At 39.8% G+C, this 20614-nt stretch carries 18 protein-coding genes; 12 read left to right on the forward strand and 6 right to left on the reverse strand.

Annotation, left to right across the window (positions count from 1 at the left end; all coding sequences use genetic code 11):
• Positions 1-2 precede the first annotated feature (2 nt).
• The 4 genes from ftsA (at position 3) to WKR92_RS10000 (ending at position 4909) form a co-directional block, all read left to right on the forward strand.
• Positions 3-1346, forward strand: a complete 1344-nt coding sequence (ftsA, locus tag WKR92_RS09985; RefSeq protein ID WP_375557685.1) for a cell division protein FtsA — start codon at positions 3-5, stop codon at positions 1344-1346.
• A gap of 139 nt (positions 1347-1485) precedes the next feature.
• On the forward strand, positions 1486-3180 hold the full coding sequence (gene ftsZ, locus WKR92_RS09990) for a cell division protein FtsZ (RefSeq protein ID WP_375557686.1): 1695 nt from the start codon (positions 1486-1488) through the stop codon (positions 3178-3180).
• Between the two features lie 176 nt (positions 3181-3356).
• Entirely contained in the window at positions 3357-4598 is a 1242-nt protein-coding gene (locus WKR92_RS09995) for an aminotransferase class I/II-fold pyridoxal phosphate-dependent enzyme (protein ID WP_375557687.1), read from the forward strand.
• 122 nt (positions 4599-4720) lie between these two features.
• Positions 4721-4909, forward strand: a complete 189-nt coding sequence (locus tag WKR92_RS10000; protein WP_375557688.1) for a BF3379 family histone-like protein — start codon at positions 4721-4723, stop codon at positions 4907-4909.
• A 27-nt stretch (positions 4910-4936) separates the two neighbouring features.
• Here the strand turns inward: WKR92_RS10000 and dapA are convergent, their stop codons facing one another.
• From dapA to yihA, 6 genes are read right to left on the reverse strand one after another with little or no spacing between them, the layout of a single operon-like run.
• The gene (gene dapA, locus WKR92_RS10005) at positions 4937-5833 is read right to left on the reverse strand and encodes a 4-hydroxy-tetrahydrodipicolinate synthase (RefSeq protein ID WP_375557689.1); all 897 of its coding nucleotides are present in this window, start codon (positions 5831-5833) and stop codon (positions 4937-4939) included.
• A 31-nt stretch (positions 5834-5864) separates the two neighbouring features.
• On the reverse strand, positions 5865-7886 hold the full coding sequence (gene ligA / locus WKR92_RS10010; RefSeq protein WP_375557690.1) for an NAD-dependent DNA ligase LigA: 2022 nt from the start codon (positions 7884-7886) through the stop codon (positions 5865-5867).
• A gap of 33 nt (positions 7887-7919) precedes the next feature.
• On the reverse strand, positions 7920-9137 hold the full coding sequence (locus tag WKR92_RS10015) for a multidrug effflux MFS transporter (protein WP_375557691.1): 1218 nt from the start codon (positions 9135-9137) through the stop codon (positions 7920-7922).
• Between the two features lie 10 nt (positions 9138-9147).
• Positions 9148-10866: a M3 family oligoendopeptidase gene (locus tag WKR92_RS10020; RefSeq protein ID WP_375557692.1), complete on the reverse strand. Its 1719-nt coding sequence runs from the start codon at positions 10864-10866 to the stop codon at positions 9148-9150.
• A gap of 4 nt (positions 10867-10870) precedes the next feature.
• The gene (locus WKR92_RS10025) at positions 10871-11725 is read right to left on the reverse strand and encodes a UbiA-like polyprenyltransferase (protein ID WP_375557693.1); all 855 of its coding nucleotides are present in this window, start codon (positions 11723-11725) and stop codon (positions 10871-10873) included.
• Between the two features lie 23 nt (positions 11726-11748).
• A complete protein-coding gene (gene yihA / locus WKR92_RS10030; RefSeq protein WP_375557694.1) occupies positions 11749-12360 on the reverse strand; it encodes a ribosome biogenesis GTP-binding protein YihA/YsxC in 612 nt (203 codons plus the stop codon).
• 77 nt (positions 12361-12437) lie between these two features.
• Between yihA and ubiE the strand changes: the two genes are divergently transcribed.
• From ubiE to bamA, 8 genes are all read left to right on the forward strand, one after another.
• A complete protein-coding gene (gene ubiE / locus WKR92_RS10035) occupies positions 12438-13169 on the forward strand; it encodes a bifunctional demethylmenaquinone methyltransferase/2-methoxy-6-polyprenyl-1,4-benzoquinol methylase UbiE (protein WP_375557695.1) in 732 nt (243 codons plus the stop codon).
• A 7-nt stretch (positions 13170-13176) separates the two neighbouring features.
• Positions 13177-13944: an SDR family oxidoreductase gene (locus WKR92_RS10040; protein ID WP_375557696.1), complete on the forward strand. Its 768-nt coding sequence runs from the start codon at positions 13177-13179 to the stop codon at positions 13942-13944.
• A gap of 35 nt (positions 13945-13979) precedes the next feature.
• Entirely contained in the window at positions 13980-14429 is a 450-nt protein-coding gene (locus WKR92_RS10045) for a GatB/YqeY domain-containing protein (RefSeq protein ID WP_375557697.1), read from the forward strand.
• 101 nt (positions 14430-14530) lie between these two features.
• A complete protein-coding gene (locus tag WKR92_RS10050) occupies positions 14531-15289 on the forward strand; it encodes an alpha/beta fold hydrolase (protein WP_375557698.1) in 759 nt (252 codons plus the stop codon).
• Between the two features lie 35 nt (positions 15290-15324).
• Entirely contained in the window at positions 15325-15987 is a 663-nt protein-coding gene (locus WKR92_RS10055; protein WP_375557699.1) for a CBS domain-containing protein, read from the forward strand.
• The gene (locus tag WKR92_RS10060; protein ID WP_375557700.1) at positions 15988-16869 is read left to right on the forward strand and encodes an NAD kinase; all 882 of its coding nucleotides are present in this window, start codon (positions 15988-15990) and stop codon (positions 16867-16869) included. It begins immediately after the preceding gene.
• Between the two features lie 110 nt (positions 16870-16979).
• Positions 16980-17720 carry an undecaprenyl pyrophosphate synthase gene (uppS, locus tag WKR92_RS10065; protein WP_375557701.1) on the forward strand — a complete coding sequence of 247 codons (741 nt, stop codon included), beginning with the start codon at positions 16980-16982 and terminating at the stop codon, positions 17718-17720.
• Between the two features lie 116 nt (positions 17721-17836).
• Positions 17837-20419 (forward strand): outer membrane protein assembly factor BamA, encoded by a 2583-nt coding sequence (gene bamA / locus WKR92_RS10070; protein ID WP_375557702.1) that lies wholly within the window; start codon positions 17837-17839, stop codon positions 20417-20419.
• The last annotated feature ends 195 nt before the right edge of the window (positions 20420-20614 follow it).

The following is a 20614-nucleotide window of genomic DNA, read 5'->3' on the forward strand; positions in this document are numbered from 1 at the left end:
GTATGGAAAAAAGAGTTACAACCAAGCATGAGGCTCCAATTGTGGTGGGCCTTGATATCGGTACGACAAAAATTTGTGTAACCGTTGGAAGACGCAGTGGATCGAATAAGATTGAGGTCCTGGGGGTTGGACATGCCGAATCATCTGGTGTGAACCGGGGGATGGTTGCCAACATCCAAAAGACGGTGTCGAGTATTGTTCAGGCCGTCGAAATAGCGAGTGCACAGTCAAATGTCAATATTAACGTGGTGCATGTAGGTATTGCGGGGCAACACATTAAGAGTTTGCAGCACCGGGGTATTTTGACCCGGAAAGATGACACTGAGATCTCAAGAAATGATATTGAGCAACTGGTGGAGGATATGTATAAACTAGTCCTCCCTCCTGGTGAAGAGATTATTCATGTTTTACCGCAAGAATTTACGATTGATAATGAGCCAGGGATAAAAGACCCAATTGGAATGGCCGGACGACGAATGGAAGCGAATTTTCATATAATTTCTGGGCATGTTAGTGCTGTTAAAAATATCCAGAAATGTGTGACAAAAGCAAATTTGGAAGCACAAGAGCTGATTCTTGAACCATTAGCTTCGTCTGAAGCTGTTTTAGGGGAAGATGAAAAAGATGCTGGTGTTGTTCTTGTTGATATCGGAGGTGGAACGACCGATGTTGCCATATTCCACGAAGGGATTATTCGACACACCGCCGTCATACCTTTGGGTGGGAATATTGTAACTGAAGATATTAAACAAGGTTGCTCCGTATTGAGAAACCAAGCGGAATTATTGAAAATACGCTTCGGGTCGGCTCTAGCGGATGAGAATCGAGACAACGAAATTATCAGTGTGCCGGGCTTACGAGGACGGGAGCACAAAGAGATTTCGGTTAAGAATCTGGCTTATATTATCCAAGCCCGTATGGAGGAAATTATTGAACATGTTTATTATGAAATTAAATCTTCTGGGTACGAACGCAAGCTAATTGGCGGTATTGTCATTACCGGAGGCGGTGGGCAATTAAAGCACTTAGTGCAATTGGTAGAATATGTAACTGGATTGGACTGTCGTGTCGGCTTCCCGAACGAGCATCTAGCAAAGAATGAAGAGTTGCCGAAAAAGGTTTTTGAAGAATTAAAGAGCCCACTTTATGCGACCGGTATTGGTCTTTTGATAAAGGGTATCGAGACGGCCGAGTATCATTCGGATTCAGACGAAGAAAAAGGCAAGTTGGATATTGCAGGTATTTCAGAAGGGAAACGCAAGCGTTTCGGTTTTCTGGATACACTTGTAAAATTCATTAACGATGATACAAATATCAACGTTGACGATAAAGATTATACACGCTAGGTTTTCCACATTTGGCGATTTTTCAACAACCACCGAGTTTGTTGAAAAGAGTTGTGGAAAAGTGGTAATATTACATTAGAATAACTGAATAGAAATAAAAATAGTACAGAGCTCGATGAGAGTTAAATGATAAATTGATATGGCAGAATTAAAGTTCGAAATGATTAAAGAGCAAGCATCGATTATCAAAGTAATTGGTGTTGGTGGTGGCGGTGGAAACGCAGTCAACCATATGTACAGGCAAGGAATTAGTGGAGTAGATTTTATTATCTGTAATACTGACGCACAAGCGCTGGAACTTAGCCCCATTCCTAACAAGGTTCAATTGGGGTCGAGTCTGACCGAAGGGATGGGAGCAGGCTCTGACCCAGACGTTGGTGAAAATTCAGCGATCGAGAGTATAGAAGATATCAAACGTATGCTCGGTGTAAATACCAAAATGTTGTTTATTACAGCAGGCATGGGCGGTGGAACGGGTACCGGTGCAAGCCCAGTCTTAGCGAAGGCAGCAAAAGAGTTAGGTATATTAACGGTTGCGATTGTCACGACGCCTTTTACTTTTGAAGGAAAACGGAGAAAGATTCAAGCAGAGGAAGGCTTGGAAGAGCTGAAGAAATACGTTGATTCTTACTTGGTGATATCAAACGATCGCCTTCGTGAGATATTTGGTAACCTGACGATGGGTGCAGCCTTTGCTAAAGCGGATGATATTTTGACTACCGCGGCAAAAGGTATCGCAGAAATTATAACCATTCCGGGTTATGTTAATGTGGATTTCAAAGATGTTCGTACGGTGATGAATGATAGCGGTGTAGCTATCATGGGTAGTGATAAAGCGGAAGGGGAAAATCGTGCGCAGAAAGCAGTTGAGGGTGCACTTGCTTCGCCATTATTAAAAGATAATGAAATTGAAGGTGCTCGATATATTTTATTAAATATCACTTCTGGTCAGAAGGAAGTAACCATGGACGAAGTTTCAGTCATAACTGATTTTATTCAGAGTCAAGCTGGAATGACCGCCGATTTGATCTGGGGTAATTGTGTGGATGAAACGCTGGAAGAGTCGCTCTCGGTTACGATTATTGCCACCGGGTTCCAAACTGCAGAAGACAGGTTGAAAGAGAAAGAAAATCAGCGCATCGAAATTCCTTTAGAGGAGGTTCCTTTAGTGCGTCCGGTAAATCAGATTAACACCGCGGCTAAAGAAACAGAGAATATTTCATCTTCGGATGTAAAAGCCGAACAGCAAATCAAAGCGGCCGAGGCTGATTTAGCTACACCTAAAAACGAAAAGATAGAAGCGACACCAACAGACTTGTTCAGTCATTCTTCAAAAAAGCCTCATTCAGAATCAGCTGAGCGTCCCATTGTTCGACATACCTTAGTTGAAGAGGACTTAGAGGATCGCGAAGATGATGAGACGAAAAATGACGAGTATGTGTTGAAGGAAAGCGAAACGCAGTTTTATTTTGACATTCCAAAGGAAACTGAAGAAAAAGAAGAGCTGCAACAAGCACATCGTGCACCTGTTGAGTCGGAGCGAAGGATAGCAAATCCCGATGCTGACAGAACAGAAGAGTCGGTTGAAGAACAGTTAAGAAAGGCTAAAGAACGAATTTTACGTTTACGGGATTTAGGTATTAAATTGCGTTCTGCTAGTGGTTTGCAAGAAATCGAAAATGAACCAGCTTATAAGAGAAAGCAAATGGCATTAGAAAACGTTGTCCATTCGTCAGAGTCGCACGTGTCTCGATTTACCTTGTCAAAAGACGGTGATAACGATGAAACGGGGATACGCCCAAATAATAGCTTTCTGCATGACAATGTAGACTAAGCAGCTAGAATACCTAAGACAAAAAAAGCTGTGATGTATTCACGGCTTTTTTTGTCTGTCATTCTTTTCTTTATGACAGGTTTTTTTTCCGGAGCCGTCCGGCTCGGATGTTTTGATTAAAAAAACCTATATTTGTACAGAATTTTTATATTGTATTAACAAAAAATAACTATACTTTGGATTTATTTGAGAAGATATCAAAGAACCTGGGACCTCTTGGCCAACACCATAAATGGTCGCACGGGTATTTTTCTTTTCCTAAACTAGAGGGAGAGATTGCCCCACATATGATCTTTAGAGGAAAGGACCATTTGGTGTGGAGTCTTAACAATTATTTGGGACTGGCCAATCACCCTGAAGTCAGGGAAGCGGATACACAAGGCGCAATTGAGTATGGTCTGGCTTATCCGATGGGGGCTAGAATGATGTCTGGTAATTCGAATCAGCATGAAATGTTGGAGCAAGAGTTGGCGGAGTTTGTTGGGAAGGAAGATGCGTTTCTGTTAAACTATGGTTATCAAGGAATGGTTTCCATTATTGATGCGTTAGTTGATAGAAACGATGTAATTGTTTACGACGCTGAGTCTCATGCTTGTATTATTGATGGAGTGCGCTTGCACATGGGTAAACGTTTTGTTTATCAGCACAATGATATAGAGAGTTGCCGGAAGCAGCTAGAACGTGCAACAAAACTAGTTGAACAGACCGGAGGAGGTATACTCTTGATTACAGAAGGAGTATTCGGTATGTCTGGTGCTCAAGGTAAATTAAAAGAACTTGGCGAGCTTAAGAAGGAGTTTCCTTTTCGAATGTTGGTAGATGATGCGCATGGCTTTGGAACAATGGGTGCAACAGGAGCGGGAACACATGAAGCGCAAGATTGTAATGAGGCGGTAGATATCTATTTCGGTACGTTTGCTAAGTCTATGGCTGGTATTGGTGCTTTTGTGGCCGCAAAAGAGGAAATTGTTACATTCCTTCGTTATAATATGCGTTCGCAGACCTTTGCTAAATCATTACCGATGCCAATGGTTATTGGTTTGAGAAAGCGTCTGGAACTCTTAAGGAATCATCCTGAGCTTCGTGAGAAGTTATGGGAGATTGCAAGAGCTCTACAGGACGGCCTACGTCAGCGAGGATTTGATATCGGTGATACCAATACAGTTATCACGCCGGTATTCTTAAAAGGTGATTTAACTGAAGCAACTTCACTGACAATGGATTTGAGAGAGAATTATGGGATTTTCTGTTCGATCGTAGTTTATCCGGTTATTCCGAAAGGGCAGATAGAACTACGTATGATTCCTACTGCAACTCACTCCTTAGAAGACGTTCAAAGAACACTAGAAGCTTATACCGAGATTAGTGAAAAATTGAAACAAGGATACTATAAACAGCAAAATGTAGTGTCTACGTAAAGAAAAAGCGATTTTTAATGTAATTTATAGCGTTTTTAGTTTTTTTTTTCGAAAAAAGATTCTACTTTTAGGCATACATTCATTATTAACTTAATTTATAAATTTAAAAGGAGTAATTAATTATGGCAAGTATCGAAAAATTCAATGAATTAAAAAGTCTTTTAGAAGGACTAGAACCTGATGCAGATAAGTTTTTTAACAAAGGAAATAGCGCTGCAGGTACACGTGTAAGAAAAGGTCTTCAAGAGTTGAAGAATCTTTCACAAGAACTTCGTTTGAAAATTCAAGAAGCTAAGAACGCTGGAAAATAAGAAATTAATAAATAAGAAGGTCAATCATTACGATTGACCTTTCTTATTTTTAAGTTGTTCTACCTCTTGTTTAATCTGCTGTCGCGTAGGTTCCGTTACTGGGATCAGTGGCAGTCTTGTTCGTTCAGAACACTTTCCTATCTGATTTAGAATCGCTTTAATTCCAGCCGGATTGCTTTCCGTGAAGCATAATTCAAATAGCGGACTCAATGCAAAATGGATCACTCTGGCTTCGCTCCACCTATTTTCTAAAGCAAAGTCCGTCAGTTGCTTAATTTCTTTAGGGAAAGCGTTCCCCGCAACTGATATCAAACCAACAGCTCCTAAGGAGACCATCGGTAGAAAATTTGCATCGTCACCTGATATTAGATGAAAGCCAGCTGGTTTCTCCCGCATAATCATATTGTATTGTTCGAAGTCTCCACTAGCATCTTTAACTCCGACGATGTTATCGAAATCATTAGCTAAGCGCACAATAGTCTTGGCATTTACGTTGCTGCCTGTTCGGCCCGGTACATTATATATAATAATAGGTGTATTCGTTGCTTCAGCTATAGCGGCATAATGCAAATAAATTCCCTCCTGCGTCGGTTTGTTATAATAAGGGCTCACGGAGAGGATGGCTGCATAGGGCGATAAGTCAATTTCGTTTATGCTATTTAGCAACTCTCCAGTGTTGTTGCCGCCGATTCCCGCTACCAGAGGAATCCTGCCGTTTACCTTCTTTGCTACATAGCTAAAGATTTCTTTCTTTTCATTCATCGATAAAGTAGCAGTTTCTCCAGTGGTACCTAATATTACTAAGTAATCTACCGCTCCTTCTATCTGAAATTCAATCAGCCGTCCTAACGTATCAAAATCAACCTTATTATTTTCATCAAATGGAGTAACTAAGGCAACTCCAACGCCGATAAGTGTATTCATTAATTTTTTTATTATTATTCTGCAAATATGGCTATTTTATTATCATTTTTAATAGCTGTTCGTAGGAAATTATATCAATATTCAATTTTTCGGCCTTAGCGAGTTTGCTCGGTCCCATGTTATCACCCGCAACTAAATAGTTTAATTTGCTTGATATGCTGCTTAGCATTTTGCCACCGTGTTTTTCAATCTGTTCTTTCAGTTCGTTTCTACTGATAGTCTCAAAAACCCCTGATATAAGAAATGTTTTACCGTTTAGTTGATCGCCCAATATTTCCGTTTGTGTTTTCACGGTTTCAAAGCGAAGCCCTAAGGCTTTTAGTTTTTCTATTTCGTTTAAATGCTCATCATCACCGAAGTAGTTTACTAAACTGTCAGCAATTCGTTCGCCGATTTCATGGATACCCATTAACTCTTCAATGCTTGCTTTGCTTAGTTTTTCTATCGTTTCAAAGTGATTGGCAATTTTTTGTGCGACGGTAGAACCAATATGGCGGATTCCTAGACCGAAAAGAATCCTTTCGAAAGGTTTTTCTTTCGATTTCTCAACGCCTCTTAACATATTTTGTATTGACTTTTCACCCAGTCTCTCTATTCCGGACAACTCTTTAGTATGTTCCTTCAGTGTGTATAAATCACTAATTTTTTTTACTAAGCCGGCGTGATATAAGGTAACGATGGTCTCGTTCCCGATTCCGTTAATATCCATAGCTCCTTTACTCACGAAATGTTGGAGCCTACCTAGAATTTGTGGGATACAATAACGATCGTTAGGACAGAAATAGATGGCTTCTCCCGCTTCGCGTATCAGGGTAGTGCCACATTCGGGGCAGCTCGAAGGATAGATAACAGGTTTTGCATTTTTTTTGCGCTTTTCTGTGTCAACAGAAATTATTTTCGGTATGATTTCACCACCTTTCTCAATTAATACCGTGTCCTGTTCGTGTAGATTGAGTCGTTCAATTTCGTTCGCATTATGTAAAGTTGCCCTTTTAACCGTTGTGCCAGCTAGCAATATCGGTTCGAGATTGGCAACGGGGGTCACCGCACCCGTCCGTCCGACCTGGTATGTTACTTCATTTAGTACTGTGTATACTTCTTCGGCCTTATACTTGTAGGAAATTGCCCAGCGGGGTGATTTAGCCGTAAATCCAAGATCATCTTGCTGAATATAGTTGTTTACTTTAATAACGATTCCATCAATATCAAAGGACAGCGAACTCCGATTTTTTTCCCAATATTCAATAAACTCCCAAACTTCATCCATGTTTTGACATACCGACGTGTGTTTGCTGGTATGGAAACCCCAATTTTGAAGTGCTTTCAAACTTTCGGAATGGGTTTTAAAGAGTTTTTCACGATTATCAGCGTATAAAAAATAAAGGAAGCAGTCTAACGGCCTTTTAGAAACCTCACTTGAGTCTTGTAATTTAATTGTCCCGGCGGCAAAATTGCGAGGATTCGCAAAGGTTTGTTCTCCTCGCTCCCTGCGGTCATCATTGAGACGCAAGAAAGCAGCTCGATGCATAAAAATCTCACCTCGTATCTCAAAAAAATCAGGGAATTTGTCGCCTTTTAATTGTTGAGGAATACTACGTATTGTTCTGACATTGGCCGTTACATCGTCACCTTGTACGCCGTTGCCTCGGGTAACAGCTCGAGTCATTTTTCCATACTCATAGCGTATGCTGATAGAGAGGCCGTCAAATTTAAGTTCGCAAACGTATTCTACTTGATCGCCTATCGCCTTTCTTACTCTTGTGTCAAAATCTTTTAGTTCCTGCTCATTATAGGTATTGTTCAATGACAGCATGGGCCAAGTATGTGTTACCACCTTGAATTTTTTAGTTATCTCTCCGCCCACTTTCTGTGTAGGTGAATTAGGGTCAAAAAGTTCTGGATTTTCGTTCTCTAGCTTTTCTAAGGTCTTTAATTTCTGATCGAAATCGAAATCTGAAATCGAAGGTTGAGCAAGTACGTAATATTCGTAATTATATTGATTTAGTTCTTTCCGTAGAGCGTCTATTTTTTCCCTAAGTGATGTGTTTGCCATATCACGAAGTTACAACATTCGCATGAAAATATATTATATAGGATTCTTGGAAACTTTGACCTTTTTGGACGATATTCTCCCTGCTACGATAAGTACCAAATAGCTTGATACGGCACAAAACGCCATAATTGCTGTCATTGGGACTGAGGTGTTGTTATGCAAAAGACTAACCATTGCTGAAGCGACCGCGCCAATCGATAGCTGAATGCTTCCAAGCAGCGCAGATGCGCTACCCGTTGATTTGGTGAACGGGTTCAAGGCTAATGCCGATGTATTTGGAAACACAAAGCCTTGACAGGCTAAAAAGCAAAAGATTAATGCTATGATACCAAATAAGCTTAACATATCAAGTACTGCGAACAGAAATAAAGCAAAACCAATAAACGCTTGCATCATCAATGCGTAATGGGCGACGCTAGCGCTGCTATGCCTTTTAAGAAGTAAATTGTTTAATTGACTCGCCGTAATTAACCCAGCAGCTACCAAGCCAAATACCCATCCATATTGTTGTTCGGTTAAACCGTATACATCCATCATGACAAAGGGTGATCCTGATAGATAAGCATACATCCCGGAAGATGCTGTACCTCCAGTCACTGCATATATTATAAACTCTCGAGTTTTTAAGACTTGCCAAAAGCTTGTGATGATGGGTTTTGGCATCAGCGACAGATGAGGGTTAGGTTTGCTTTTTGGAAGAATAAAAATCACACCTAAAGCGATAATTGTTGTCAGGATGGCGAGAAATGCAAATATGAAATGCCACCCCCAAAGGTGTATAACATATCCACCCAATGTTGGCGCTAGAATGGGGGAAACTCCGATAACCAACATCAACATGGAAAATATCTTTGCCGTTTCAGATGCCGGAAAAAAATCACGTACCAAGGCTCTAGCGGCTACCATTCCGGCGCAGCTTCCTAAGGCTTGTATAAAACGAAGCAGAATAAGTCCCTCTGCCGTTTGAATAAAAACGCAGCCAATAGACGCTGCTACATATATAAATAAACCAATCACAAGAGGAGTCTTGCGACCGAAACGGTCTAACAGAGGCCCATAAATAATTTGCCCCGAGGCGATGCCAATAAAAAAACTTGTCAGCGACATTTGTATCTGCTCGATATTCGTACCCAAGTCTGTGGCGATAGCCTGAAAACCGGGCAAATACATGTCAATAGAAAATGGGCCGAGTGCAGAAAGCAACCCGAGTAATAATATGATAATAAATCTCTTGTTTTTTTCTATCGTCATTCGGGGTTGCTTAATCCTGTAATTTTATTAGTTGTTCATTAATAAAATTGGCTAGTTCCTTTACGTACATTTCGTCGAAATTAAACTGGATGCCTGCGGCCCGATATATTTCAGGGATCGTTTTCGTGTAACCTAATTTCAAAGCATTCATATAACGGTCTAAACCTTGTTCGGGGTTTTCGAGATATTGTTTCCAAATAGCAATTGCACCCAATTGAGCCATTCCGTATTCAATGTAATAGAATGGGACTTCAAATAAGTGTAATTGTTTTTGCCATAAATTTTTACGAGCGTCGTCCAAGCCAGTCCAATCAGCAAAGTGATGACCGAATCTATTAAATATAGATATCCATTCTTGTTCCCTTTCTTCTACCGTGTGTTCTGGATTTGTATAAATCCAATGTTGGAAGCGGTCGATTGTTGCAACCCAAGGCAAGGTTTTCAGTACATCGATCAACTGTTCTCTTTTAGCTCTTTTTAAATCTTCGTCATTGTCAAAGAAAACATCCCAGTACGACATGGAGATTAACTCCATCGACATGGAAGCTAGTTCTGCCACTTCGCTCGGTAAGTGTTTAAAATCATTAAGCTCCAGGTGGGATGAAATAAAGGTGTGTAACGCATGTCCACCTTCATGAACCATCGTTGTAAGATCTCGGAACGTATTAGCAGAGTTCATGAAAATGAACGGTGCACCGCTTTCAGAGAGTGGGTAGTTATATCCTCCGGGTGCCTTACCTTTTCGGCTCTCGACGTCAAACAAGCCATTGGCTTCCATGATTTCGATACGTTCACCAATGTATGGATGTATTTTTGTAAAGCAAACCTTTGTTTTTTCTATTAGTTCATTTCCGCCATGGAATGGACGTAGAGGGGGTAGTTTGTCTGGGTCGACATCCATGTCCCAAGGTTTCAGTGTTTCGACATCCAAGCTGTTTTTCCGCTTTGAAGCATTCTCTTTTAAAATAGGAACGATATTCCGTTCTATAGCATCATGAAATTTGAAACAATCTTCAGGTGTATAATCAAATCGGCCCATTACCTGAAATGCATAATCTCTGAAGTTGTCATAGTTAGCGTTCAAAGACACCTGATGGCGTAATGATCGCAGCTTATCGAACAAGGTATTTAGTGCATCTCTATCTTCCAATCGCCGGTTTGTAATTGTATCCCACGCGGATTTTCGTTTAGATCGATTTAAATCTTTCATGAAAACTGCTGCTTGTTCCAACGTATACTCCTTTCCATCCAAGCGAACCGACATCGCACCAGTAATTGATTGGTATTTTTGTTGTTCAATTTGAATTTGCGTCTGTAAGGGAATGTTTTCTTCCCTAAAGAGTTCTAATGATTTCTGAACACTGCGCAGGTAGATAAAATACTTCTCTTTGTCAAGTTGGTGAATAAATGGGCTGTTAATCAATTTCTTATTGAGCTCATTATTCAGAGGGGCGATTTTAGGCTCTATTTCCGTAGCAAAGTATTGAAAATTTTTCAGAAGAGTTTCATCGCTTGTATTACAGGTCATTTTGATATACCGCCATGCCGCGTCCTCTTCGAGCATCGCTTCAAGTTCGCTACGATCTGCCATCCATTTTTCCAGCTCCTGTACTGTGTGGATTTCCCTTGCCTTTAAATCTTCAAAAAGTGGGGCTAGATCTCCCCAAACGACGTCTAATTTTTCTGGGACAAAGGTTCTATTCTTTTTTACGATTTTTAGTTCTTTCATTTTTCTATTTTTGAATCCAAATGTCTAGTAAAAAGAAGATAGCGAATACGACAGAAGCGATTCCATTAGTAGTCATAAATGCTCGGTTCACTCTTCTTAAATCGGTAGGGCTAATTATAATATGCTGATAAGTCAGTAAGGCGATATAGAAAATAACTCCTAGGTAATAAAGCCAGCCAAAGCTCATATAATAGACTGGGATAATGACAAAGATAGCGGAGAATACGTGGAAAATTTCTGATATTCGTAGTGCTCTCTTTTTACCGAAAAAAGCGGGTATTGAATACAAATCTTTCGCTTTATCAAACTCTTCGTCTTGTAGAGCATAAATAATATCGAATCCACTAACCCAAAAGATGACCGCTAATGAGTACAGTACAGGTACGATATCAAAGGAGCCGGTTACCACAAGATACGCTCCTAAAGGAGCCAGCCCGAGTCCAAGTCCTAAAACCAAGTGACAAAGTGCCGTAAAACGTTTTGTATAACTATAACCTAAGATAATCAAAAGCGCAACAGGAGAGAGGTAAAAACAAAGAGGGTTGATGAAATAGCACGCAATGACGAAGCCTATGCAGTTTATCATGGTGAAAACTATTGCTTGTTTAGGTGATACCTTTCCCGCTGGGATATCTCTATTCGAAGTTCTGGGATTTAAGATGTCGATATCCCGGTCGATATACCGATTAAATGCCATAGCTGCATTACGAGCAAAGACCATACAAAGTAACATCAATATAAACTTGATTAGACTGAAATTCAGATCATTGCTTGTTGTCGCTAGAAAAAAACCAATAAATGCAAATGGTAATGCGAAGATGCTATGAGCAAATAAAACCAAAGAAAAATACTTCTTCATTTCAGATAATAAATAATTATATTCTAACTTTCATTTGGGTTGTACCCTTGATTGATATGCTGGATTTCCTTTAATAACTCCTCACATCCTTCTTGAGTTTCTGACGAGGTTAAGAAGACGGGCGGGACTTCTTCAAACCAATTCAATAGTGCTTTTTTAAATTTTTCAATATTTTGAGTTGACTTTAGGGTTGATTGTTTATCAGCCTTTGTGAAGACAAGTAGAAAGGGGATACCGTTCTCACCCAACCACGTGCAGAATTCCAGATCTAACTTTTGTGGTTCGTGACGACTGTCAACGAGTACAAAAATGCATTGTAAATTTTCACGTGCTCGTAAATAACGTCGAATGAATTTTTCCCACGCTGCCCGGTTCGTTCTAGAGGTTTTCGCATAACCATAGCCAGGGAGGTCCACAAGATACCACGTGTTATTAATTAAGAAATGATTAATTAACTGTGTTTTTCCGGGCGTTTGTGATGTTTTAGCTAAATTTTTTTTATTTGTTAGTGCATTTATCAATGAAGACTTGCCCACATTGGAGCGGCCGATAAAAGCATATTCTGGTAAGTTTGGCGGCGGTAGTTTGTCTGTTCTTGTATTACTACATAAAAATTCGGCGCTTTTGATAATCATTGTACAAAGTTAAACATTAAAAACTAGGAAATCTTTATACTAATTTATAATTTGGGCTTCGTATCTTTGTGTAGTATATGTCAAAAACGGTTACACCTTATGGACAGTCTGATACTGGTAAAAAGCAACAGGTCGCTGTCATGTTCAATAACATATCAAAGGAATATGATTTTTTAAATCATTTTTTATCATTTGGAATTGATAGATTATGGCGACGCAAGGCTATCTCAAGCTTGAAGAGATTGAAACCTGAAAGAGTTTTAGATGTGGCGACCGGTACCGGTGATTTTGCATTGGAGTCTATTAAGGTCTTAAAACCGAAGCAAGTCGTCGGGGTCGATATTTCAGAAGGTATGTTATCTATTGCAGAAGAAAAGATCAAAAATCAGGAGCTAGAAAACGTGTTTACCGTGGAGCATGGCGACTCAGAGAACTTAAGGTTCGAAAATAACTCTTTTGATGCGGTAACCGTCGCCTTTGGTGTTCGAAATTTTGAAAATTTACATCACGGTTTGACAGATATCTGTCGTGTTCTTAGACCAGGGGGACAAGCTGTGATATTGGAGTTCTCGAATCCGAAGAAATTCCCCATCAGGCAGCTATATTCTTTTTATTCTAAATATGTACTGCCCACGATTGGCAAATTGGTGTCGAAAGATAATCGTGCATATACCTATTTGCCGGAGTCTATAGCCCAATTCCCCGATGGTGCCGAATTTACGAATTGCTTAAAAGAGGCAGGTTTTCGGGAGGCGTTGAGTCGGCCGCAAACTTTTGGTATCTGTACGATATATATAGCAACTAAATAATAAGAATATGTCGAAAATTGCAATGATTACCGGAGCAAGTGCTGGAATAGGGGAAGCTTGTGCAAGAATTTTTGCTGAGAAGAAGTACAATTTATTGTTAGTAGCGCGTCGGCGCGACAAGCTTGAACAGTTAAAGACTAATCTTGTTGACACTTTCGGTATCGAATGTAAAACTATCGAGCTCGATGTTAGAGAGAGAGAACAAGTGCAATCAGCTTGGGATAACTTGCCAAAACAATGGCAGCAAATTGATGTTTTAATAAATAATGCCGGATTGAGCCAAGGATTAGATCCTATTTACGAGGGTGATTGGGGCGACTGGGATCGGATGATTGATACGAACGTTAAAGGATTATTATATGTGAGCAGACTAGTTCTTCCGGGTATGAAAGAAAGACGAAAGGGGCATATCATTAACATTGGATCAATCGCCGCAAAAGAAGTATATCCTAATGGTAATGTTTACTGTGCTACAAAGCATGCGGTAGATGCCTTGAGTAAAGCCATGCGTATAGATCTTCTTCCTTATGGAGTAAAAGTTTCGACCTTACATCCCGGTGCAGTTGAAACTGAATTTTCGGTCGTTCGTTTCAAGGGTGATGTCGAGCGGGCTGAACAGGTTTATCAGGGTTTCGATCCGTTATTAGCAGTTGATATCGCTGATGCTGCGTGGTATATCGTTTCAAGGCCAAAGCATGTGAATATTAATGACTTGCTGATTATGCCAACAGCTCAAGCCAATGGAACTATGTTCAATAAGGATAACTGTCAATAGAAATAAGTAATTTCGCTTATATAAATCATAACGAAATGTCATTAAAAGATACAATTGATCAAGATATAAAAAGTGCAATGCTAGCTAAAGATCAAGCCAAATTAAGAGGGCTTCGAGCTATTAAAGCAGCAATTATTGTAGCGGAAACAGAGAAAAATGCTGGTGTGTTCGGATCGGAGGAAGAAATTAAAGTATTGCAGCGGCTCGTTAAGCAACGCAAGGAATCTGCTGAAATTTATGAACAACAACAGCGTGATGATCTCCTTGCCATTGAAAGGGAAGAGATAGAAGTAATTGAAAATTATCTGCCGAAGCAGTTGAAAAGAGAAGAAGTTGAATCTAAAGTATTGGCGGTAGTTGCGCAGCTCGGTGCTAGTTCGATGAAAGATATGGGTAAAGTGATGGGCGTGGCAAATAAGGAGCTCGCTGGAAAGGCGGATGGAAGGACCATCTCTGAAATTGTTAAAGAAGTTTTATCTGTATAAAAACAGCATGTTTTTCTGATGTAAATTATTACATTTAGAAAAATTATGTAAATATTTTTAAGTGATACATCATAATATAAGGAATAGCGAAAATAAACCCTATGGATTTTACCATAAAAGAAGATAAAGAATACAAGTATATTGACGAAGGCGAAGGGGAAGTTATCGTGCTTCTTCATGGTCTGATGGGAGCATTGAGTAATTGGGAAGCAGTAGTCAATGAATTTAAAGGACAGTATAGGGTTATAATTCCCATGTTGCCTGTATATGAGATGCCTATTATAACTACGGGTGTAAAGACGTTATCGAAATTCTTAGCGAAGTTTATTCGACATATGGGATTAAAGGATTTTGTCCTTGTTGGTAATTCACTTGGAGGGCATGTCGGTTTAATGTACTGTGTGGCATCTCAGGAGAATGTCAAATCCCTCGTATTAGCAGGAAGTTCAGGCCTATACGAAAACTCATTCGGTGGTAGCTTCCCAAAACGCGGAAGCTACGAATATATTAAAGAGAAAGTTGAATTCACATTCTATAGTCCATTGACTGCAACTCCAGAATTGGTGGATGACGTGTATGCGACTGTTAATAATAGAGAGCGTGTTATTCGAATATTGGCGATGGCAAAATCCGCTATTCGTCATAATATGGCGAAGGACCTTCCAAAGATCAAGATACCGGTTTGTATAATCTGGGGAAGACAAGACCGCGTTACACCTCCTGATGTGGCGGAACAGTTTCATGAGTTAATTCCAAATTCAGAACTGCATTGGGTAGATAAATGTGGGCATGCACCTATGATGGAACAACCTGAAGAGTTTAACGTTCTGCTTAGAGATTATCTGAATAGATTAAACTAATCGCTGTAATAAGCGTTTAATATATAAAGAACGATATGGTTGCACAAGATATGATTTCCGATACGATTTATCCAGCGAAGGCTTCCGATAGCCTTCAGTCTGTGCTGAATCGTATGAATGAATACAAGGTAAAGCAGCTTCCATTTGTTCGTTATAACCAATTAGTCGGCCTAGTTCAGGAAGCGGAGATCAGATCGGCACTTAACGAGGATGAAACACGTAAACTTAAAGACGTAGCTCACGACCTGGTGTTTGTTTTCGGTAGCCAGCATTTTTACGATGTTGTAAGACTTTTTTTTATACATCAATTGGATGTTTTGGCAGTCGTTGACGAAAAGCATAACTATTGCGGCTGTATTACTGTACATGATGTTATCCAGACCATGGCACGGATCACTACATCTGATGAGCCAGGAGCTATTATCATTTTAGAGGTCAATAATAGAGATAATTCCCTTTCACATATCGCGCAAATCGTCGAGTCTGATAATGCACAAATCCTCAGCTCTTATGTAAGACGGTTTCACGACTCTACACGCATGGAGGTTACCATAAAGCTGAATCGTACGGACGTGGCATCTATTGTTGCGGCTTTTTTGAGGTATGACTACCATGTAAAAGCAACCTTCAATGAGCTTAAAGTAAATGATTCTTCGAGTGATCGATATGAACAACTTATGAACTATTTAAATATGTAAATGAAAGTTGCAGTCTACGGTATCGAATTTCAATCTTCAGTAATACCTTATGTCGAACAGCTGTTTAAACTTCTCAAGGAAAGAAGAGTGGAACTTTGGGTATACAAGCGATTCGATACATTTCTTTCTTCGTCGGTTACATCCGGCGCATGGCACGTGTTTGACAACAAGGACGAGCTTCCCAAGGATATTGATTTTATGCTAAGTTTGGGCGGAGATGGAACGATGTTATCAGCCGTTTCTATCATTCGAAATTCTGAGATACCGATTACCGGAATTAATTTAGGTCGCCTTGGTTTTTTGGCCAGTATTAATAAAAATGATATAGCGACAGCCTTAGACAGACTGTTAGAAGGTGATTATGGAATTGAAAAGCGTACCTTGTTATCGGTAAAAGCAGAAGGTAAAAACCTGTTTAATGGTGATAGTTTTGCATTGAATGACATTACTGTTTTGAAAAGACGTTCATCCGCGATGATTACCACTAGTGTTTATTTGAATGGAGAGCTTCTCAATGCCTATTGGGCAGATGGTATTATTATAGCAACACCAACCGGATCCACGGCATATTCATTGAGCTGTGGAGGGCCTATAATTTTACCCGATTCAAATAACTTTGTAATTACCCCCATTTCGCCTCATAATCTAAATGTACGACCCCTAGTTATTTCAGACCGTGACGTTCTGACGCTCGAAATAGAAAGTCGTAGTAATGAATTCCTGTTATCATGTGATTCTAAGACGACCGATCTCCATACGGATACGAAGTTGACCGTAGCGAAAGCAGACTTTCTAGTCAACCTGATCCGATTAAAAGATGAGAATTTTTTGTCTATCTTAAGACAAAAGCTGCTATGGGGTATCGATAGCCGAAACTATTAAATATTTTAAGAATTTAGAACATTCTACTATCTTTGTTCCTGATTTTTCCGGTTTCAGAAGAGGAAATAATAAGAATATCTGACACTTACCGACCGGCAACAAAAAAATAAATGGAACTCAAGGAGAAGCTTAACCTAGATAAATTACCGCAACATGTCGCTATTATTATGGATGGTAACGGGAGATGGGCGAAAGAAAAAGGTAAATTAAGAATCTTTGGGCACAATCAAGGCGTGGAGTCTGTAAGACAAGTTGTTGAGGCTGCGGTTGAAATTGGAGTGCCTTTTTTAACTCTGTACGCTTTTTCAACAGAAAACTGGAAGAGACCTAAGTTTGAAGTCAGCGCATTGATGGAAATTCTTGTCAACGCCATTAATAAGGAAACCAAAACCTTGATGAAGAATGGTGTGAAGCTCAATGCTATTGGTGATATCGATCAGTTGCCAGCCTCATGTTCACGGCTTTTGCGTAAGACAATCGAGAAAACTTCAACTAATAAGAACTGTACCTTGACCTTGGCATTGAGTTACAGCTCGCGTCAAGAAATCGTAGAAGCCACAAAAAGCATTGCAAAGCAAATATTGGATGGTAAAATTGAGTTGTCGGATATCGATGCCGATCTTTTTGCCGGTAACTTACAGACAGCTAACATCCCAGATCCGGAGTTGATGATTAGGAGCAGCGGAGAGCAGCGTATTAGTAATTTCTTACTTTGGCAAGTAGCTTATTCAGAATTGTATTTTGTAGATAAACTTTGGCCAGATTTCAATAAGCAAGACTTTTACGAAGCCATTATCGCATATCAAAAGCGAGAGAGACGGTTTGGCTTAACGAGTGAACAGCTCTCTTAAAAAGATATACGTCAAAACATGCAGGATTGTGGATTTTTTCCACTTTTTTTGCAAAAAAATATTTTAACAAAAATTAACAACTGTTTGCGCTACATTAGCAGCGTTAAATTACATAAATGAAGCATCTACTAATTATACTCTGTTCACTACTACTGGGAAGCACTTTTTCTTTTGCTCAAATCCAAATGCCTACCAATACCAATTCTTCTGGAAGTTTATTACAACAAATCCAAGATGAGGATATTAGTTATTTGCGACCTAAAGAATACACGATCGGTGGTGTTAAAGTGACAGGAACGGAATACTTAGAAAATGATATTTTGATCACGATTTCACGACTAAATGTAGGTAATCGGATCGAAGTTCCTGGAGAAGCTATCACATCAGCAATTCGGAATCTCTGGCTGCAGGGACTTTTTGACGATGTTGCAATCAATGTTGATCGAATCGAAGGTAACCAGATATTCCTAGAAATCGCTGTCGTAGAAAGACCGCGTTTAACACGTATCGACATCAATGGGCTCAGTAAAACACAAACTGAGGATATTAAAGAACGGGTGGATGGGAGCGCAAACAAAATCATAAATGAAAACTTGTTAACAACCACCGAGGGGACTATCAAACGCTATTTGGCAGAAAAGGGATATTTATATCCTACAATAGAAATGACCCAAGTGAAAGATTCTACGGAAGCGAACAATCAGATATTGGTAGTGGATGTGGATCGTAATAAAAAGGTTAAAGTTAACCAGATTAACTTCGAAGGCAATGAGGTTTTCTCTGATCAGAAACTTCGTAAGTTTATGAAGAAAGTAAAGCAAAGAACTTGGTGGCGATTCTGGGGGCCAGGGAAGTTTACTTACGAAAAATACGATGAAGCAAAGGAATCTTTGATTAGCAAGATCCATGCTGAAGGCTATCGCGATGCCAATATTATTTCGGATACAGTGAGAAAGGTGAGCGATAAACATATTGAACTAGATTTGGAGATTTATGAAGGGAAGCAGTATTATTTTGGTAATATTAATTGGTCTGGAAATGCCAAATATTCAGATACGGTATTAAATCAAATTCTTGGAATCCGAAAAGGAGATATATTTTCTGAAGAGAAATTAATGTTAAAACTGTACGGGCCATCACGATCAGAGGCGGATGTCTCTACTCTGTATATGAATGATGGTTATTTGACCTTCAATGTGGATCCGGTCCAAACAAAAGTATATGGAGATACGATCGACCTGGAATTGCGGATGTACGAAGGGCCACAGTATACTGTTAGTAAGGTGACAGTAAAAGGAAATGATGTAACGAATGACCGTGTAATCCTACGTGAAATTGCAAATAAACCAGGTCAGAAATTTTCGAAAGATTTGGTGATGCGGACAGTGCAAGAAATTGCACAATTAGGTAACTTTGATGAAACCAAAACCAACCCTGTTCCTATACCAAATCCGTTAGAAGGAACGGTTGATATGGAATACCACGTGGTTGAGAAGCCATCCGATCAGATTGAGCTTTCCGGTGGTTTTGGCGGGAATCGCATTATAGGAACTTTGGGTCTAACATTTAATAACTTCTCTACGCGTAAATTATTTGATAAAGACGCTTGGAAGCCTCTACCTAGAGGAGATGGTCAGAAGCTGAGTCTCCGTGGTCAAACCAATGGGAAGCAATATCAATCTTATAGCTTCTCATTCTCCGAACCCTGGTTGGGTGGAAAGAAACCCATTTATTTTGGTCTGAGTGCATTCACCTCTTCGTCATCTTATGGATACAATCCTTGGACGGGACGTCAAACGGTACCTGACGAAGATATGCAGCGGATTCAAATGGATGGAGTATCTGTTAGTTTAGGTAAGCGATTAAAATGGCCAGATAATTTCTTCAGAATCAACTATGCGCTTAATTTCCAACGCTATAAGCTTCAAAACTGGCGAAATTATTTATTTGAGACAGGAACGTCGTATAACGTCAACCTTACTCAAGAAATCAGCCGTAACTCATTAGATGCGTTAATTTATCCGACCTCCGGTACGAACCTACGGTTTAGTGTACAAGTTACGCCACCTTATTCGTTATTCAATAAAACAAATTATGCAACGGCGCCCGATTCCGAACGTTATCGTTGGACGGAATATCATAAATGGAAATTTGACTCACAATGGTTTCAACGTATATCAGGGAAGTTAGTTTTAAAAGCACAGGCACAATTTGGTTTCTTAGGAACTTACAGCAGTGTAACCGGTCAGCCAGCGTTTGAACGCTTTAAGTTGGGGGGCGACGGGATGCAAGGTTTCGATTTCATCCAAGGTTCTGAGATTATCGCCATGCGTGGTTATGCCAACGGTTATGTAATTCCTGAAGGAGTTGATGTCAATACGGCGATCAATTCGGGTAGCCCTATATACGCTAAATACCAGTTAGAGCTTCGTCATCCAATCATGTTGAATGATCAGGCAACTGTATTTGGTTTGGTCTTCGCCGAAGCGGGAAATACATGGAATAACTTCAAAGATTTTAATCCTTTCAATGTTCGTAGAACTATTGGGGTTGGTGCAAGGGTGTATCTGCCAATCTTTGGAATGCTTGGGATCGATTATGGTCATGCATTTGATCCAGTTCCATTACCAGCAAGTATTAGAGATAACTGGCGACAAACCTTTACGTTTAGTATTCAGCAAAATATTGGTGGCTTCTAAAAACATTAGAAGTGCTTAAAAATAAAAAGGAGGTTGTATCATGGTGCAACCTCCTTTTTATTTTGGATCATGTGCGAGCGGATTGTTGATGGATTGTATCCGCATTGTATCCGCATTTTTATAGGAAAAATGCGGATACAATGTAGGTAAAGTGTTCAGCGAATTAGCTTGGGAGGAGAACAAGTGTACCTTGTT

The sequence above is a fragment of the Albibacterium profundi genome, from assembly GCF_042159835.1.
GTDB lineage: Bacteria > Bacteroidota > Bacteroidia > Sphingobacteriales > Sphingobacteriaceae > Albibacterium > Albibacterium profundi.

Coding starts and splice junctions, on each gene's coding strand:
- ftsA (WP_375557685.1), top strand. CDS start 3: ATGGAAAAAAGAGTTACAACCAAGCATGAGGCTCCAATTGTGGTGGGC.
- ftsZ (WP_375557686.1), top strand. CDS start 1,486: ATGGCAGAATTAAAGTTCGAAATGATTAAAGAGCAAGCATCGATTATC.
- WKR92_RS10000 (WP_375557688.1), top strand. CDS start 4,721: ATGGCAAGTATCGAAAAATTCAATGAATTAAAAAGTCTTTTAGAAGGA.
- dapA (WP_375557689.1), bottom strand. CDS start 5,833: ATGAATACACTTATCGGCGTTGGAGTTGCCTTAGTTACTCCATTTGAT.
- ligA (WP_375557690.1), bottom strand. CDS start 7,886: ATGGCAAACACATCACTTAGGGAAAAAATAGACGCTCTACGGAAAGAA.
- WKR92_RS10015 (WP_375557691.1), bottom strand. CDS start 9,137: ATGACGATAGAAAAAAACAAGAGATTTATTATCATATTATTACTCGGG.
- WKR92_RS10020 (WP_375557692.1), bottom strand. CDS start 10,866: ATGAAAGAACTAAAAATCGTAAAAAAGAATAGAACCTTTGTCCCAGAA.
- WKR92_RS10025 (WP_375557693.1), bottom strand. CDS start 11,725: ATGAAGAAGTATTTTTCTTTGGTTTTATTTGCTCATAGCATCTTCGCA.
- yihA (WP_375557694.1), bottom strand. CDS start 12,360: ATGATTATCAAAAGCGCCGAATTTTTATGTAGTAATACAAGAACAGAC.
- ubiE (WP_375557695.1), top strand. CDS start 12,438: ATGTCAAAAACGGTTACACCTTATGGACAGTCTGATACTGGTAAAAAG.
- WKR92_RS10040 (WP_375557696.1), top strand. CDS start 13,177: ATGTCGAAAATTGCAATGATTACCGGAGCAAGTGCTGGAATAGGGGAA.
- WKR92_RS10045 (WP_375557697.1), top strand. CDS start 13,980: ATGTCATTAAAAGATACAATTGATCAAGATATAAAAAGTGCAATGCTA.
- WKR92_RS10050 (WP_375557698.1), top strand. CDS start 14,531: ATGGATTTTACCATAAAAGAAGATAAAGAATACAAGTATATTGACGAA.
- WKR92_RS10055 (WP_375557699.1), top strand. CDS start 15,325: ATGGTTGCACAAGATATGATTTCCGATACGATTTATCCAGCGAAGGCT.
- WKR92_RS10060 (WP_375557700.1), top strand. CDS start 15,988: ATGAAAGTTGCAGTCTACGGTATCGAATTTCAATCTTCAGTAATACCT.
- uppS (WP_375557701.1), top strand. CDS start 16,980: ATGGAACTCAAGGAGAAGCTTAACCTAGATAAATTACCGCAACATGTC.
- bamA (WP_375557702.1), top strand. CDS start 17,837: ATGAAGCATCTACTAATTATACTCTGTTCACTACTACTGGGAAGCACT.